This is a genomic window from Aminipila sp., assembly GCF_032051575.1.
Taxonomy (GTDB): Bacteria; Bacillota; Clostridia; order Peptostreptococcales; family Anaerovoracaceae; genus Aminipila.
The window spans coordinates 157,686-174,506 of record NZ_DAMBYD010000009.1; the positions used below are offsets into that span (position 1 = coordinate 157,686).

The window sequence follows — 16,821 nt, forward strand, 5'->3', positions numbered from 1 at the left end:
AAATCAAACAAAGGAGATTAAAAAATGAGATATGAATCAATAGCCATTCATGGCGGAAAATCTGAGGATAGTGGGAAAGATGCTGTAAATTACCCCATTTATTTATCTTCAACCTTTGCGCAACCAAGTCTTGATCAGTTTCAGGAATTTGCGTATAGCCGAGGCAGTAATCCTACTAGAAGCAACGTGGAAAAGTTAGCTGCTGACTTAGAAGGTGCTAAGTATGGACTCGCACTTGCATCTGGTATGGCCGCAACAAGTCTTGTCTTTGGACTGCTGAAGCAAGGAGACAAAGTCTTAATAAATAATAATGTATATGGTGGAACATGGAGATATGTTTCAAACATTTTTGCAGATCATGGCATTGAATATGAAGTAGTAAATGATTTTAATCATTATAATTTCAATGATGCTGATTCAAACGTAAAAATGATTTTTATAGAAACGCCTTCCAACCCGCTATTAGAAATTACGGATATTAGAAAAGTAAGTAAGGAAGCCAGAAAAAGAAACATCGTAACTGTAGTGGATAATACTTTCCTAACATCATATTTTCAAAAGCCTTTGGATTTAGGAGCAGATATTGTTGTGTATTCAGCAACAAAATATTATGCGGGGCATTCTGATATTCTAGCAGGTCTTGTTCTGCTGAATGATGATGAACATTTTACAAAGTTAAAGTTCCTTCAAAATACATATGGAGGAATTCTTAGTCCAATAGATTCCTTTTTATTAACAAGAGGAATTAAAACGTTAAGTCTAAGACTTGCCAAACATCAAAAGAATGCTTTACTTGTAGCTCAATATTTTGAGAAACATCCAGCAGTAAAAGATGTTTATTACCCTGGATTAAAAAGCCATAAAAATCATGACATCCAGCGTTCCCAAGCCACAGGTGATGGAGGGGTCCTATCTATCCGTCTAAATGATGGATGGGATAGTAAAAAATTTATTGCTAACCTTAAAATTTTTGATCTAGCAGTAAGTTTAGGCGGAGTTGAATCTCTAATTTGCCATCCGGCTTCTATGACACATGAGTCCTATGCTCTGGAGTTGCAGGAGAAAATTGGAATTGATAGCAAATTACTTAGGCTGGCTATAGGTGTGGAGCATGAAGAGGACATTTTAGAAGATATTTCTAATGCTCTTGTAAAAGCTAAAATATAAAGAAGAAAATAAAAGATATATAAAGATAAGAAAGAATGAGGTAATAAGATGAAAAAACGAACAATTGCTACTATATTAACAGGTCTATTAATTACGGCAGCCTTAACTGGATGCGGTGCGGCTAAAGGAACAGAAAAAGCCGAAACCACTGAGAAGGACCTACTTGCAAGCATTCAAGACGCTGGAGTTATTAAAGTCGGGACAGAAGGGACATATGCCCCATATACTTTTCACAATGATGAGGGTGATTTAGTAGGATATGATGTAGAAGTTGCACAGGCTGTGGCAAAGAAATTAGGGGTAAAAGCAGAATTTGTAGAAACAAAATGGGATAGTATTATCGCGGGTCTTGATGCTAAGCGCTTTGATATTATTGTAAATCAGGTTGGTATAACGGAAGAAAGACAACAAAAATACAGTTTTTCAACGCCTTATACTTATACAAAAGGGGCACTGATTGTAGCAGCATCCAATAAAGATATTAAAAGCTTTGAAGATTTAGCAGGTAAGAAATCCGCCCAGTCACTTACAAGTAATTGGGGCAAGTCCGCAGAGAGTTACGGAGCTGAATTAGTTGGAACAGATGGATTCAATCAATCGATTGATTTGGTGCTTGCAGGAAGAGCAGATGCTACGATTAACGATAACTTAACATTTTATGATTATGTCACCCAGAAACCTGATGCTGATGTGAAAATAGCAGCATTATCGGAAGAAAGCAGTGAAAATGCAATTTTGATCAGACAGGGAAACGATACATTGGTAAAAGCTATTGATGATGCATTGGCTGAACTTGCTGAAGAAGGTACACTAAAAGAAATATCTAATAAATATTTTAGTGTAGATGTTTCTGTAAAACAATAAAATTGTAAAACACGAAAGGACGGTACTAGCAATGGATGCTCGAATAATAGAAATTTTACAAGATTCATTTTTTAAAATACTAATTCCAGGATTAGTCTATACTATTCCGCTTACATTGATTTCCTTTATTCTAGGAATAGTTCTTGCTCTTTTCACTGCAATCGTACAAATTGCAGATATCAGAGTTCTGAAGCAGATTGCAAAATTTTATATTTGGATTATCCGGGGAACTCCGTTACTTGTACAGATTTTTATTATATTTTATGGATTGCCTAGTGTTGGAATTGTATTAAATCCATTTCCAGCCGCCATTATTGCCTTTTCTCTAAACGTTGGAGCCTATGCCTCAGAAACACTTAGAGCAGCAATATTATCGGTCCCAAAAGGTCAGTTGGAAGCAGGATACTGTGTAGGCTTGTCTTATGTACAGGCAATGAGGCTTATTGTTTTGCCCCAGGCTTTTAAAACAGCCTTTCCCCCTTTATTTAACTCTTTTATCGGACTGGTAAAAGACACCTCGCTAGCCGCAAGTATTACTGTGACAGAGATGTTTATGGCGACTCAGCAAATAGCTGCAAAACTGTATGAGCCACTCATTCTTTATTGCGAAGTAGCGGTAATTTACTTAATGTTTTGTACAGTACTTACACAATTGCAGCATTATGGGGAAAAAAGGATGAATTTACAGACAAACTAGTAATTATATGATATACAATTGTAAGATAAAAATATTGGAGAGAGAACGATGCTGACTCAATTTTCTAGAACAGAACTAATATTTGGTAAAGAGGCAATGGAAAAGCTTGCTCATTCGCGTGTTGCAATATTTGGAATCGGAGGTGTGGGGGGATATGCTGTGGAGGCCCTTGTACGCAGTGGTATCGGCACGGTAGATATCATTGATGATGATAAAATCTGCTTGACCAACATTAACCGTCAAATTTATGCAACCCATAAAACTGTAGGGCAATACAAGGTAGATGTGGCAGAGGAACGAATTAAAGAAATCAATCCTGACACCGTGGTAAATAAATATAAAACATTTTATATGCCTGATACTTCTCAGCAGTTTGATTTTTTAAAATATGACTACGTAATTGATGCAATTGATACCGTTACAGGTAAAATGGAACTTGTAAAAAGATACAGCTCATTTTAGGAACTCCAATAATTAGTTCAATGGGTGCAGGAAATAAGGTTGATCCAACAGCATTTAAACTTGCAGATATTTACGAAACTTCCATATGTCCATTGGCAAAGGTAATGCGTAAACTATGCCGCCAAAATGACATAAAGGCACTGAAAGTCGTTTATTCGCAGGAAACTCCTTTGGAGCCAGTAAGAGACATGGCAATAAGCTGTCATGCCCATTGCATCTGCCCGCCAGGAACAGCAAGAAAATGTACACAACGCAGACAGGTACCTGGAAGTAACGCTTTCGTCCCGTCTGTAGTGGGGCTTATTATTGCTGGTAAAGTTATTAAAGATTTAATTAAGTAAAATATTTGGAAGGAATCTAATTGTACCATCTGATGTATGAAAAATAAAACTCTAGGCTAGTGCCTGGAGTTTTTTCTTAATATGGTAGATTTTGCTAAATATAATGATATACTATATTTACAATTCAACTCACAACAAGAGTTAAGAAAACTAAATATAGGGAGGAATGTTATAATGCTAAAAAAAAGTAAAGTCATATCAGTTATTATTCTTTTGTTAATGATGTTTAGCACGGTTACGGCTAATGCGGATACTACCATTCAGATAGTTGGAAATGGAAATACTGTTTCATTTAATGATTTAAATGGGTATAGTTGGGCATCTGAGGCAATTAGTTCTTTTACTTCGCGAGGAATAATTGAGGGGGATGGGAATGGTAAGTTTAATCCTGCCAATAAGGTTACAAGAGAACAATTCGCCAAAATGCTGGTATTGACATTTAATGCTCCATTGAAAAATACTACTGCGCCCACATTTTCAGATGTGCCAATAAGCAGATGGTCAAATACATATGTGGAAACTAGTAAAGACTTCTTGACAGGGTATTCCAATCCATTTGGCGGCACGCCAGCATTCCACCCTGCTGAGACCGCTACACGAGAAGATATTGCTGTTGCATTAGTTAGAATGATGGGGCTTACGGATAAAGATGCGCAGGATGTAAATAGTGCTAGTTATAAATTCTCAGATGCAAGCAGTATTTCAGCATCCTTGTTAGGTTATGTAAGCATTGCGGCTGAACGGAATTTAATATCTGGTTATAGCGATGGCACATTTAGGCCGCAACAGGGCATAAGCAAAGCAGAAGCTGTAGTTTTGTTAAACAGAGCTACTAAGCAGGCAGTAACGTCAATAAATAGTGAATTGAATATAACTGCAAAAATTGTTAGTAGTAACGACCCCAAGAATGTAACTGTACAAGTTGAAGCAGAAGAAGGCACAAAAGTTACAGTTGATGGGAAAGCCATATCTGTAAGTAATAATGGATTTGGCGCATATGAGGGCACATATCCATATACGTTTACTGCAGAGGGGGCTAAAACTTTTACAATTGTTGGAACAAAATCAGGAAAAACAAAAACATTAAGTGTAACAGCGACTTATCAATTAGATGCCCCGGTTTTAACAATCAGTTATTGCCCATCGGAAGTATCCGAGAAGAATATTACTTTAACAGGTAGTATGTCTGATAAAAATTCTGATACTGTGCTAACTATAAACGGCTCTAAAATAGACGTTTCCACGAAGGGAAAAACATGTAATTGGTTCTGGCCCTGTACCTTAAAAGAAGGAAAAAACACACTAAATTTTGTGCTGACCAGTACCTCAGGAAAAACAACTACTCAAACAAAGACGATTAACTATACTGTTGGGGGCCCGGAATTGTCGATTTTAAGCTGCCCTACGGAAGTGTCAGATAAAAGTGTTGCATTAAGAGGAACAATTTATGATAAAAATTACAGTACAGTATTAACTATAAACGGAACAGAAGTAGGTTCTTCCAGTGCAGGATATAGTAGCAGTTGGAACTGGACCTATGATCTTAAGGAAGGAGAAAATAAATTAAATTTTGTGCTGACCAGTTCTTCTGGTAAAACAAGTACCCAGACAAAGACAATTAATTATGGTGTTGCAGAACCGGAATTAACTATTTCATATTGCCCATCAGAAGTAAAAAGTGATAACGTCACAATAAGAGGTAGCATTTACGATAAAAATTACAGTACAGTACTTACTATAAATGGATCAGAAGTGGGTTCAGCTACAGCAGACTATAATCGTAATTGGGAAAAGTCCTATACACTAAAGGAAGGGGATAACACATTTGAATTTGTACTGACAAGTGCATCTGGTAAAACTATCACTAAAACCAAAACCATAAATTATAAGGTTGAATCAGTTGAAATTCCGCAAATATAAAAGATAAATAAAAAGACCATAGCTTTTGCTATGGTTCTCTTATTTATTGGTACACCGTCAGGGGTTCGAACCCTGGACACCCTGATTAAGAGTCAGGTGCTCTACCAACTGAGCTAACGATGCGCATTGGCGTGCTCTAATTTGCACGTCTGTGTATTATAACATTTATAGGAGCTTGTCCTAAAAATGTATTTTTTAGATTGGTACACCGTCAGGGGTTCGAACCCTGGACACCCTGATTAAGAGTCAGGTGCTCTACCAACTGAGCTAACGATGCACATTGTACACATAATTGGCACGTTTTATAATATAACATTTTTAAAAAGCCGTGTCAACAACTTTTTTCAAAAATGCAATAGAAAATGCTGCCAATAAGTAAAGGCAGCATAGGACCTATTTATACCAAATTTTATCAGCAATAATCTGCCAGTTCTCGGCACAGGTTCTGCATTTTTCTGTAAGAATATCTACATCTTCAGGGCTTTCTAAATCTGTGGATGCAGCATTAGAGGCATGAACCATCGCAGCAAGTGCACCAGGATTATCGAGTAAAGGACAAACACGAAGTCTATTTTCGTTAAAAGGCTGATGGTGTCGATACTCCATAAAAAGTGGGGACTGTAAAGCCTGAAGTAGTGATTTCTCTTTTATATTTGAATCAGAATAATGCACAAAGGCACATGGGTCAATATCTCCGTTTGCGTTAATGTGCAAATAGCATCTTCCACCAGCAATACAACCATTTACATATTCCCCATCATTCCAAAAGTCCATAGTAAAAATAGGTTTACTAGAGCGGAATTTTCTAACCTGATAATACAAAAATGCCCTTTGCTCTGCGGTTGCCATTAACTCGGGTATAGCAGATGTGCCAACAGGTATATATGTAAATAACCAGCCAAATTTGCAGCCTTTTTCAATCATATCATCAAAGTATTTTTCACTGCCTATAATTTCAGCGTTTTCTTTATGATAGCAAGTGGAGAAACCAAATGGCAATTTGTTTTCTTTTAACAAAGCCATTGCTTCTACTACTTTTTTATATGTACCTTCTCCTCTGCGCATGTCTGTTTCCTTTTCGAAACCTTCAACACTGATAGCAGGAATAAAATTTTTCACCCGCAGCATTTCTTTCACAAAAGGTTGATCAATAAGAGTTGCGTTTGTGAATGATAAGAAAATGCAGTCACCGTGTTTTTCACAAAGGCGGATTATATCCTCTTTACGAACAAGAGGTTCACCTCCGGTATAAATATACATATACATGCCAAGTTTTTTACCCTGAATTATAATATCGTCAAGCTGTTGGTAAGTTAGGGATAAGTTGTTACCATATTCGGCAGCCCAACAACCTTTACAATGCAGGTTACAAGCAGACGTTGGATCCATCAGTAATGTCCAGGGAATGTTACAGTCATATTTTTTTTCGAGTTTTCTCCGAGTCTTGCTGCCAATTAAAACTGAGTTAACTAAAAAATTTTCAAAAAACTTTTTAGAAACATCACGATCAATATCCGTAAATAAGCTGATTAAATATTTATGCCAGACATCATTAGGATCATTTACTGCTTTTTCTCCCAAGTTAAAAGCTCCAGTATATTTGTTTTCGGAATCGAGTTTTTTTAACCAATTGAAAACCTTTGGCATATTTTCTTCTGGGTTGGAATCCAAGTATTTAAGGGTTTTCTTTACACCAAAAGCTTCAACTTTTTCTTTTATTATACTCACACCAATTCCTCCTAATAATTTTATACTTTTAACGCAAATCGTTATTAATTTAGCATGAATTTACATATAATAAGTCTATGCAAAAGACAAACATTCATGATTAAATTCCTCTTTTTTCCTTACATATCAAATGATATATTGCACAAAATATTCACTAAGGAGGGATTAGATATGAAAAACAACACAAACAACAATACAAATAACAAAAATAGGGCAAACAACTGTAAGGACAAGATGGAAACATCAAAGGTAAGAAGCAATAAGCAGACAGAAGAGAAGAGTAGAAATTCTTCAAGCATTAAATCCAGTATGGAAAACTCAGACTACTAAGTTCTCACAAAAAGAGCCAGGGCCTAATCTCTCTTCTAGATACAGAGCGGGGAAACCCCGCTCTTTTTGTTGTTTTTTGTGATAATTGTGTAGTTTTTAGTCGTTCTGGCAATTGCTATTGTTATAAATTTATTGTATAATATAAAAAGGTATATTCTGTATTCAGAGGAAGGTGTATTTGAAATGGTTACAGATTATGTAATATCAACAATTCAATATATTGAAAACAACCTTCAAGTGGAGGCGATTGGCGCAGTTATTATTATTGCGCTTATACTTTTGATGGTGATAAGTCTGATATTTTTTTTGTTTAGGAGTGTGCGATTATGGTATTGGAGAATAAATGATCAAATGAGGACATTAGAGAACATCGATAAAAACTTACAGGAAATTAAACAAATTCTGCCTGACAATATAGGAATGGAGGCACCAATAAAAGTAATGGAAGCTGAGATTTTGGAGCAAAGAACACCTTTGGAAGAAGAATGCTTAACAAAAACTACACAGGATGATAAACAAGTGGAAACGGCAAAAATAGTTTTTGATAAAATGGATAAAGATGAACGGACAATTATAAAACCTGGATATAACATAGGAAAAACAGGGAAAATTTACGCAGAAGAAATGCTACGTGAGCAAATACAGTTTTAGATAAAATTGCTGGGAGGAAATAGATGTTTTGTAGAAAATGTGGAAAAACCTTACTGGATGGAGATAGATTCTGCAGCTATTGTGGTGCACAAGTCATTGAAAGAAGTGAAAACATAGATATTGGGGAAGGTGTAGAGGAAGTTATATATAATGATGAACCTACATTAGAAATACCAGTTGAAAGTATGGGAACAACCGGGACGCCACAAAAGACTATCGCTCAGACATGGCACGAAATAAATGGCAAAAGTCTGGACAAGCAGTCTAAACCACATTGGAATTTAGAAGGATTCCCAGTGGCAGGTGAAGAACCTAAGAAAACAGAAGATATAAAAGTTGACTGGGATAAACGGGAATTGCTTAGATTTGAAACAATGCATGAAGAAAAGCAAGAAACTAAACCTGATATTTTTGAAATATTTGATAAACAGCTTAAAGAAGAGAAAGCCACTAAAATCAATAACAAAGATACTCTTATATTCCAAAGGGAACCTATAGAGGAAACTACTTTGGAAGAAGAACTGTTTAAGCCGAAAAATAGTATAAATGATAAATTACATACTCCAGTAGAAGAACAAATTGACAAGTTTTATACGTTCAGTAAAAAGAATGAGGAATTTCAAAAACTATTGGATAAAGAATATGAACGTCTAAAGAAGGCACCAGATTTTGTTTATCCTGAGCCGAAAATCCCATCTAATATAGCAAAATTAGAGATAAATGGGCCTGTTGAACAGAGTTTAGAGCCACTAATAGAAAGAACAGAAGAGAAAATCGAAAATACAGTTGAAAAAATACAAGAAAAACCTGAAACAAAGATAGAAAAGATAGAAATGAATGCTTTAGAGCAAAAAGAAGAGCAGAGTGAAGAAAAGGAAGAGCAGATTGTAGAAAAAGATGCAGATTTATCAGATAAAAAACAAGATGAGCAAAGTGCAGAAGTATCTTCCCCATTACCTTGGGATGAAATGGAAAGCCCTGTAGGTGAATTTACGGACGAGGATGCAGGAAAAAAGATTTCACCAATAGGTGTTATTTTATCCATTATAATTGTGCTTCTTGCCTTTGAAGTTGCCATTTTAGGGATAAAGTGTTTTTTGCCGGAAAGCAGCGCCGCAGCTTTTATAAACGACAAACTGGGTGTTGCAGTAAATTGGGTAGACTTGTTAAAGAGCGGCAACAAAGATCAAGAAGAACAAAAAAAGCCAGACAAAGAGGCAGAAAAGGGTAAAACTGAAGAAACAAAAGAAGTAAATGCAGTTGTGCAGCCTGATCCAGTTCCGAACCCTGATAAAGCAAAATTAATAGCAGAAGAATTAGTATGTAATAAAAACATAAAAGCCATAATAGCAGATGATAGCCTTGCATATGAAGAAAATATGGATTATGGAGATAAAAACATAAATAATTCTAAGCCAATTGAAAATAATATTTGGTATCAAGATAAAAATGGAAATACTGTGTATTATGACAAAGAAATAGTAAAAACCATAATCCAGTTTGATTCTGCATGGATTGACTATGTAAACAAAAAAGATGACTCTGTTTTAGGATTCACCAAAGAAGGTTCTCAGGCCTACACAAAGACTAAAAACTTTTTGAATTTAAGAAAAATTACAGAGGACTTTGATGAATTGAAAATAGGGGAAATAAGACAAGGAAGTAATGGCTTTTACATTTGGGTATATGAAGCAATTACCACAAATGAAAAAGGAAAAGTCAAGCAGGTTAATTACAACTATATTTATTACCTTGAACCTGTAGCCAAGCAGATGAAGATTGTAAGTTATAAAAAACTTTAGTCTGCAATAACAATTTAGATAATTATATTAGCAGAGCTGTATTTGAGCTAGTTTTAGCTTGTTGCAGCTCTGTTAATTCAATAAATCCTGCCGGAAATTAATTAATTTAAGGGTTTATTATATTAATTATATTAATTAAATTATTTTTTTTATGCAGGTACCGTAGAAAACGGAAAAATTACATTACCTGTTAGAAAGGGAGAGTTAAGAAAAATGGCGACGAAAGCTAACTTTAAGAGAGAGCAGATTGGTACAGGAAACAAAGCATTTTCCACATCCAGAACAACCATTGAGACTGCTTTTTATGGGAATAATGTGGAAAAGGTTCTTGACCTGAAGCAGGCCTATGAAATGGCAAGAAATGCAACAGGTACTATTCAAACAGACATGCCAATCTATGAACCTGAAAAGATTGGCCTTCCAGAAAATGCAAAAATTTTACTGTTTAATGACGGAGAAACAGTAGGCAGATTTGCAGGCGCACGTATTATACTTGGTGAAGTAGGCGTTGAGGAAGCAGAGATTGCAAAGGTACTTAGAGAAGCTGTATACAACACAAGATACAAAAAGATGTATCACTCAGAAGCGTACATAGGATTGGATAAGGATTTCATGGTAAAAGCGCACCTTTTAATTCCCGAAACCTATGAAAACACATTATTAAATTGGTTATTAAATTTCCAATACAAAACTGCTGAATATAATGATATGTATAAGGAGTCCAAAGAAATTGGAGATGAACCTGATATTTTTATTTTGTCAGATCCAGACTACAGACATCCTAAGTTCCCTAATGGACTTGCATATTTTGACCCAGAACATAACTGTGCATGCTTGTTAGGAATGAGATATTTTGGAGAGCATAAAAAAGGTACCCTTACTCTGGCATGGGGCATTGCTAACAGAAATGGGTATGCATCCTGCCATGGAGGACTTAAACGATGTGTTAAGAAGAATGGAGAAGCGCATGTCCTTGGTGTATTTGGTTTATCTGGTTCAGGGAAATCAACATTAACCCATGCAAAACATGCAGGAAAATACGATGTAACCGTATTGCATGACGATGCTTATATTATTTCAAGTGAAAATGGCTCGACTGTTGCGCTAGAGCCTTCATATTTTGACAAGACTCAAGATTATCCTTTAACTTCAAAGGACAACAAGTATCTGCTTACAGTTCAGAATTGTGGGGCAACACTTGATGATGAAGGGAAGCTAGTGCTTGTTACAGAAGATATTCGAAATGGTAATGGCAGAGCTATTAAGTCAAAGCTTTGGGCGGCAAACAGAGTCGACAAGATGGATGAACCAATTAATACAATTGTTTGGCTGATGAAGGATCATACCCTTCCACCAGTGGTAAAGGTTGAAAATTCAATACTTGCTTCAGTAATGGGTGCCTGCCTTGCTACAAAACGTTCTACTGCAGAAAAACTTGCTGATGGTGTAGATATGAATGCCTTAGTATTTGAGCCTTATGCAAATCCATTTAGAACGTATCCGTTAAAACAGGATTATGAAAAGTTTAAAGCGCTATTTGAAGAAAGAGCAGTTTCTAACTACATAATCAATACAGGACACTTTATGGATAAGAAGATTCCCAAGGAAGTAACTATTGGGATTATTGAAAAGATTGTTGATGGGACTGCTGAATTTAAAAATTTTGGTATGATTTCAGAAATAAAATCTATGGACGTAGAAGGATTTATTCCTGATTTTACAGATAAAAATTATATTAATGCTTTAAAAGGCGGAATGATGGGAAGAGTAAATTATCTGAACTCTTTAAAGGAATTTAAGGGCGGAAGAGATGACCTTCCCGAAGAAGCTAGAGGGGCAATTGAAGCAATTATAGCTAAAATAAAATAAGGAGGAGAACATTTGAAAAAGAGCAAGAAGAGTCCAGCGATTATATTGCTGGTGCTTATAATCTTAGTGGGATTGTTTGTTAGTCTTATAGGATTCTTTACTGATTTCTTATGGTTTAAGGAATTGAATTATGTTAGTGTGTTTTTTACAAAGTTGTTTACCCAGTTGAAGATAGGTATTCCTGCGTTTGTAATCATTACCATATTAGCATTCTCATACCTTAAAGTTCTGAAAAGAGGATACTTTAAGAAGGTACAGTCAAATGATGTTGTTAATGAGAAGACATTAAATCGTGTGGCATTAGGGTTATCAGCAGTATTTGGCGCCTTGATATCAACAACTATCGCATCAAATTTATGGTTTCAGATATTAGAGTATCAGAATAGCACAGCTTTTGGGGTAGAGGATCCACTGTTTGGAAATGATGTAAGTTTCTATGTGTTTAAACTACAGTTTATCAGAGGTTTAAACAGCATGGGCTTAGGGCTTATCGTTGCATTTGCAATTTTAACCTTTATTTTCTATACGGTGCTGCTTTCTCTTAGGAAGCCACAGTTTTTTGAAAATCAATCCCCAGATCCAGAACACACTACGGACGAAAATGACAATGTCAGACAAGGAAACTTTGGAAAAACACATTTTGGTGGATCTTTTGGAGACATGTTTGAAAAGTTTAATGATGCTATGGGCGGCCGTGGTAATATTAACAAACCCTTTAAGAAGAAAAAGCAATTTGATGATAGCAATTTTAAACATCTTTTAGGCATTGCCTCAAGGCAGATAATTATTTTGGGCGTCTTGTTCTTTTTAATGATTGGTGTAGACTTTTTACTTAAACAATTTACCCTAATGTTTACAAATTCAGGTGGAGTTGTTTATGGAGCTGGCTTTACAGCTGTACATGTTACGCTTTGGGTTTATAGAGCCCTAATGGTACTTTCTGTAGTTGCAGCTGTAGTATTTGCAGCAGGCATAGCAAAGAAGAAGTATCGAGTAATACTTACAGTGCCTGTTATTATGATTGCAATTGGTGTTGTAGGAACAGGAGCTGCAGTATTAGTCCAGAGTCTTATTGTTTCGCCAGATGAAATCAATAAAGAAAGCGAGTATTTAAAGGATAACATTAAATACACGCAGATGGCTTATGACTTGCAAGATGTAACAGTTAAACCGTTTGCTTCGAGCAATACATTGTCAAAAGATGATATTTTAAATAATATGGAAACTATTTCCAATATTCGAATTAATGACTATGATCCATCAAAGAAATTTTATAATCAGACACAGAGTATTCGAACTTACTACTCCTTTAATGATGTAGATGTGGATAGATATCTTGTTAATGGGGAGTATACGCAAACCTTCTTAGCAGCTAGAGAAATTGATGAGACATTAATTAGAGAAGAATGGCTAATTAAACACTTAAAGTATACGCATGGCTATGGAATAACCTTATCAAGAGTAGATAAAGTTACGAACAGCGGTCAGCCAGATATGCTTATTGCAGGTGTTCCACCTATATCCCAGATTGATGAAATAAAGATTACACGCCCTGAGATTTACTTTGGTGAGCTTACAAATAATTATATCCTTACGAATACCAATGAAGACGAATTTGACTACCCTGATGGAAATGAAAACAAATATGCTACTTACAACGGTAAGGCTGGTATTAAGCTAAATCTTTTAAATCGTGCTATGTTTGCAATCAGAGAACAGAGCTTGAAACTATTAGTGTCCACTAATATTACAAAAGATTCAAAGATTATAATTAACAGAAATATTGAAGAGAGAATACAGAAAATCATGCCATATTTACAGTATGATGATGATCCATATATTGTAACAGCAGATGGAAAGCTATACTGGATGGTTGATGCATATACTGTAAGTAAAAACTATCCGTATTCGGAACCATTTTCTGAATCAGGACACAATTATTTAAGAAATTCCGTTAAGGTTGTAATTGATGCATACAATGGGGACACTTCTTTCTATTTGGTAGACAATAAGGATCCTATTGCAACAACTTATAAAAAGATTTTCCCTGAATTGTTTAAAGACTTTAAGAAAATGCCTGAAAGTCTTAAATCACACATTAGATATCCTAACAAATTATTCAATATTCAGGCAAACGTTTATAAGCGTTACCACATGAACGATGTTAAGGTATTTTATCAGGGTGAAGACCTTTGGGATATTGCAAATGAAATTTATGGAACTGATGAAGTTACAATAAAGCCAAACTATTATATTATGAAACTTCCAGGTGAGACTAGCGCAGAATTCGTAAATACAATTCCATATACACCTAAGAATAAGAAGAATATGACGGGATTATTAGTAGCAAGAAACGATGGTGAGAATTACGGAAAGCTTGTGCTTTATCAATTACCGAAGGATAAGACGGTTTACGGTCCTATGCAGGTAGAAGCGCAGATTGACCAGAATACTGAAATATCGAAGGAATTTTCACTCTGGAATTCATCAGGTTCTTCCTATAGCAGAGGTAATTTGTTTGTTATACCTATTGAGCAGTCCTTGCTATATGTAGAACCGGTATATTTGGAAGCTACAAAGGAAAGTATTCCGGAAGTCAAGAGAGTAATTGTTGCTTATGGGGATAAGATTGCTTATAAGGAAACGTTAAATGAAGCATTAGACTCACTGTTTGGAGACAACTCTACGATAAAGGACGGGGCCCAGGGAACTGGTGTGGAACAACCAGGAACTACAGCTCCTGATCAGATGTCAACAACAGAATTAATTACTAAGGCAAACGAAGAATTTGAATTAGCTCAAAATGCACAGAGAAATGGAGACTGGGCTGGATATGGTGAGCATATAACTGCTCTTGAAAAGTACTTGACACTTTTAAGTTCAGGTCAACAGGTTCAGCAGCAGACAGCAGAGTAAATTAATAAAACTATAAAAAGATGCCTGATTCTTCATTTAGGCATCTTTTTGTTTATAAAAAACAAAAAACTTATAAAAAACTGTTTAAAAAGTGGCAAAAAAGTAGTAGAATTAAATATTATGGTTACTATTACAAAAAGTTAAATTATAAGGAGGGCAGTATGCTGGCATACGATAAGATGTTATTTAATATTCCTGCTAAAGATCATGAACCAGGAAAAGTAAGAGAGATTTTAAACAGCCACCCGGAGGTTATGTTTGTATCTCTTGTTGGCCTTGACATAGGTGGCCAAAATACTGATGAAAAGATTCCAGTACCTAGGTTTTTAGAGGATATGGAGAAATTCTTAACTGATGGAGTTCAGACGGATGGTTCCAGTGTAGTACTGCCTATTATTGCAGAACTAAACAACGCAAAGGTAGATATTATTCCGGATTTAAGTGTTAATTGGTATGTGGATCATAACTTCGATTTTATTCACGAACCTTCAGGGCTTCCTGTTGGTACTTTGAGGATTCCTTCCTTCTTGGTACACAATGACACAAATGAAGTTGGCTCAAGAGTTATCCTTAGAGATTCCATTACAAAGATTAAAAAGGATTTACTGACATTAATAAAGAATAATCCTTATGTACTGGAGTACTTACCAATAGATTCTGCAGATGAGATAGGTGAGATTGTACTTACTTGTGCAACAGAACTTGAATTTTGGGTAAAGACACCGGATGAAAAAGGTGACAGGGAAGAACTTTCAACAGCTCAGGTTATGAAAGAACAGTACTGGAAAAGAACGATTGGTCCAGTTAGAACTGCTTTAGAAAAAACACTATTGCTTTTGGACAGATATGGTTTTGAAATGGAAATGGGTCATAAAGAAGTTGGGGGCATCAAGGCAAAGCTTGGAAACTCTGGTAAGTATGATCATATTATGGAACAGCTTGAAATCGATTGGAAGTATTCTGATGCGATGCAGGCTGCTGATAACGAAAAGCAGGTAAAGTATATAGTAAGAGATGTTTTCAGGCTTCATGGATTAGAAGTATCCTTTAGGGCGAAACCAATTGATGGGGTTGCAGGAAGTGGAGAACATACACATCTAGGAGTAGCAGCAAAACTTAAGAACGGTAAAATTGTAAGTTTATTTGCACCGAAAGATATGAAGTCTGAGTTCCTAAACCCAATAGGTTTTGGCGCACTTATGGGGATATTAAAGAACTATGAGATTTTAAATCCGTTTATTACATCTACAAATGATGCATTTAATAGATTAAAGCCAGGATATGAAGCACCAGTATGCATAGTAACTTCTATTGGACATACTGCTCCGCAGCCGTCAAGAAACAGAACGGTACTGATTGGTCTTGTAAGAGATTTAAATAATCCATTATCAACACGATTTGAGCTTAGATCGCCAAATCCGAAGAGCAACACTTATCTGGTCATTGCTACATCTTATATGGCTATTTTAGATGGTATTGCGGAGGTACTTGCTGCAAAGAAGACTCCAGAGCAGCTACTTGCCTCTTTATCAAAGAAATATGGAGAAGAAGATTTTTATCTTGAAAAAGACAGAGAATATAGAAGTGAAAAAGATGTATTTGATGAATATTCAGCAGAAGAGAGAGGCAGATTATTTGGAGAGGCTCCTAGGACTGTTTGGGAGAATATCTGTGCCTTTGATAAGCATTCTGATAAGATGCAGGTACTTTTGAAAGACCATGTTATGACACCGATTGTGCTTGAATCTTTCAAAAAAGCCACTCTGGATCAATGGGCTACAGAACTGCATAACAGAATTATTCCTGAAAACATGGATTTATTAAGGGGATGTGTTATGCTTCACAATGAACATGATTGTGCTGATTATGATACGTATTTATGGAATAAAATTCATGAACTTAGACGCTATATTGGACAGGACACGCTAGACCAGAAATGCTTGCTATCAAGGGTTAAAGATGCTTTAGATGAAGAAAATTATCAGCTGGCTTCAGATCTTCAGCTTGAGATGCAGGAAAAGGTGCATGAATTAACTGATACCTATACAAGATATGGAAAAAACATATTATAGAA

At 35.7% G+C, this 16,821-nt stretch carries 13 protein-coding genes and 2 tRNA genes; 12 read left to right on the top strand and 3 right to left on the bottom strand.

Translation table 11 applies throughout. The annotated features are described in order from the left end of the window. Positions 1-24: 24 nt before the first annotated feature. The 6 genes from RTW14_RS13500 to RTW14_RS13520 all read left to right on the top strand — a co-directional run bounded on the left by RTW14_RS13500 (position 25) and on the right by RTW14_RS13520 (position 5,451). Positions 25-1,167: a trans-sulfuration enzyme family protein gene (locus RTW14_RS13500; protein WP_312652272.1), complete on the top strand. Its 1,143-nt coding sequence runs from the start codon at positions 25-27 to the stop codon at positions 1,165-1,167. A 48-nt stretch (positions 1,168-1,215) separates the two neighbouring features. Then, positions 1,216-2,031 carry an amino acid ABC transporter substrate-binding protein gene (locus RTW14_RS13505; protein WP_312652274.1) on the top strand — a complete coding sequence of 272 codons (816 nt, stop codon included), beginning with the start codon at positions 1,216-1,218 and terminating at the stop codon, positions 2,029-2,031. Positions 2,032-2,062: 31 nt separating this feature from the next. Next, a complete protein-coding gene (locus RTW14_RS13510) occupies positions 2,063-2,728 on the top strand; it encodes an amino acid ABC transporter permease (RefSeq protein ID WP_312652276.1) in 666 nt (221 codons plus the stop codon). A 48-nt stretch (positions 2,729-2,776) separates the two neighbouring features. After that, on the top strand, positions 2,777-3,190 hold the full coding sequence (locus RTW14_RS18680; protein ID WP_331654456.1) for a tRNA threonylcarbamoyladenosine dehydratase: 414 nt from the start codon (positions 2,777-2,779) through the stop codon (positions 3,188-3,190). Between the two features lie 20 nt (positions 3,191-3,210). After that, the gene (locus tag RTW14_RS18685) at positions 3,211-3,531 is read left to right on the top strand and encodes a hypothetical protein (RefSeq protein ID WP_331654457.1); all 321 of its coding nucleotides are present in this window, start codon (positions 3,211-3,213) and stop codon (positions 3,529-3,531) included. 174 nt (positions 3,532-3,705) lie between these two features. Further along, complete coding sequence (locus tag RTW14_RS13520) at positions 3,706-5,451, top strand: S-layer homology domain-containing protein (protein WP_312652278.1); 1,746 nt, start codon at positions 3,706-3,708, stop codon at positions 5,449-5,451. A 47-nt stretch (positions 5,452-5,498) separates the two neighbouring features. On the opposite strand, the gene RTW14_RS13525 is transcribed toward RTW14_RS13520, so the two are convergent. The 3 genes from RTW14_RS13525 to RTW14_RS13535 all read right to left on the bottom strand — a co-directional run bounded on the left by RTW14_RS13525 (position 5,499) and on the right by RTW14_RS13535 (position 7,179). Next, positions 5,499-5,574: transfer RNA gene (locus tag RTW14_RS13525), tRNA-Lys, on the bottom strand. 78 nt (positions 5,575-5,652) lie between these two features. Further along, positions 5,653-5,728, bottom strand: a tRNA-Lys gene (locus tag RTW14_RS13530). A 116-nt stretch (positions 5,729-5,844) separates the two neighbouring features. Beyond that, positions 5,845-7,179 (bottom strand): radical SAM protein, encoded by a 1,335-nt coding sequence (locus RTW14_RS13535; RefSeq protein ID WP_312652280.1) that lies wholly within the window; start codon positions 7,177-7,179, stop codon positions 5,845-5,847. Positions 7,180-7,350: 171 nt separating this feature from the next. On the opposite strand from RTW14_RS13535, the gene RTW14_RS13540 reads away from it, so the two are divergent. From RTW14_RS13540 to RTW14_RS13565, 6 genes are all read left to right on the top strand, one after another. Then, a complete protein-coding gene (locus RTW14_RS13540) occupies positions 7,351-7,509 on the top strand; it encodes a hypothetical protein (protein ID WP_312652282.1) in 159 nt (52 codons plus the stop codon). Between the two features lie 183 nt (positions 7,510-7,692). After that, the gene (locus RTW14_RS13545; protein ID WP_312652284.1) at positions 7,693-8,160 is read left to right on the top strand and encodes a hypothetical protein; all 468 of its coding nucleotides are present in this window, start codon (positions 7,693-7,695) and stop codon (positions 8,158-8,160) included. Positions 8,161-8,183: 23 nt separating this feature from the next. Continuing rightward, the gene (locus tag RTW14_RS13550) at positions 8,184-9,962 is read left to right on the top strand and encodes a zinc ribbon domain-containing protein (RefSeq protein ID WP_312652286.1); all 1,779 of its coding nucleotides are present in this window, start codon (positions 8,184-8,186) and stop codon (positions 9,960-9,962) included. A gap of 213 nt (positions 9,963-10,175) precedes the next feature. Next, a complete protein-coding gene (locus RTW14_RS13555; protein WP_312652288.1) occupies positions 10,176-11,831 on the top strand; it encodes a phosphoenolpyruvate carboxykinase (ATP) in 1,656 nt (551 codons plus the stop codon). Between the two features lie 12 nt (positions 11,832-11,843). Beyond that, positions 11,844-14,747, top strand: a complete 2,904-nt coding sequence (locus RTW14_RS13560) for a UPF0182 family membrane protein (RefSeq protein ID WP_312652290.1) — start codon at positions 11,844-11,846, stop codon at positions 14,745-14,747. A 161-nt stretch (positions 14,748-14,908) separates the two neighbouring features. After that, a complete protein-coding gene (locus RTW14_RS13565; protein ID WP_312652292.1) occupies positions 14,909-16,819 on the top strand; it encodes a glutamine synthetase in 1,911 nt (636 codons plus the stop codon). Positions 16,820-16,821 lie beyond the last annotated feature (2 nt).

Bases quoted from the DNA above. Each gene is read 5' to 3' on its own strand.
- RTW14_RS13500 (WP_312652272.1), top strand. From the start codon at position 25: ATGAGATATGAATCAATAGCCATTCATGGCGGAAAATCTGAGGATAGT.
- RTW14_RS13505 (WP_312652274.1), top strand. From the start codon at position 1,216: ATGAAAAAACGAACAATTGCTACTATATTAACAGGTCTATTAATTACG.
- RTW14_RS13510 (WP_312652276.1), top strand. From the start codon at position 2,063: ATGGATGCTCGAATAATAGAAATTTTACAAGATTCATTTTTTAAAATA.
- RTW14_RS18680 (WP_331654456.1), top strand. From the start codon at position 2,777: ATGCTGACTCAATTTTCTAGAACAGAACTAATATTTGGTAAAGAGGCA.
- RTW14_RS18685 (WP_331654457.1), top strand. From the start codon at position 3,211: ATGGGTGCAGGAAATAAGGTTGATCCAACAGCATTTAAACTTGCAGAT.
- RTW14_RS13520 (WP_312652278.1), top strand. From the start codon at position 3,706: ATGCTAAAAAAAAGTAAAGTCATATCAGTTATTATTCTTTTGTTAATG.
- RTW14_RS13540 (WP_312652282.1), top strand. From the start codon at position 7,351: ATGAAAAACAACACAAACAACAATACAAATAACAAAAATAGGGCAAAC.
- RTW14_RS13545 (WP_312652284.1), top strand. From the start codon at position 7,693: ATGGTTACAGATTATGTAATATCAACAATTCAATATATTGAAAACAAC.
- RTW14_RS13550 (WP_312652286.1), top strand. From the start codon at position 8,184: ATGTTTTGTAGAAAATGTGGAAAAACCTTACTGGATGGAGATAGATTC.
- RTW14_RS13555 (WP_312652288.1), top strand. From the start codon at position 10,176: ATGGCGACGAAAGCTAACTTTAAGAGAGAGCAGATTGGTACAGGAAAC.
- RTW14_RS13565 (WP_312652292.1), top strand. From the start codon at position 14,909: ATGCTGGCATACGATAAGATGTTATTTAATATTCCTGCTAAAGATCAT.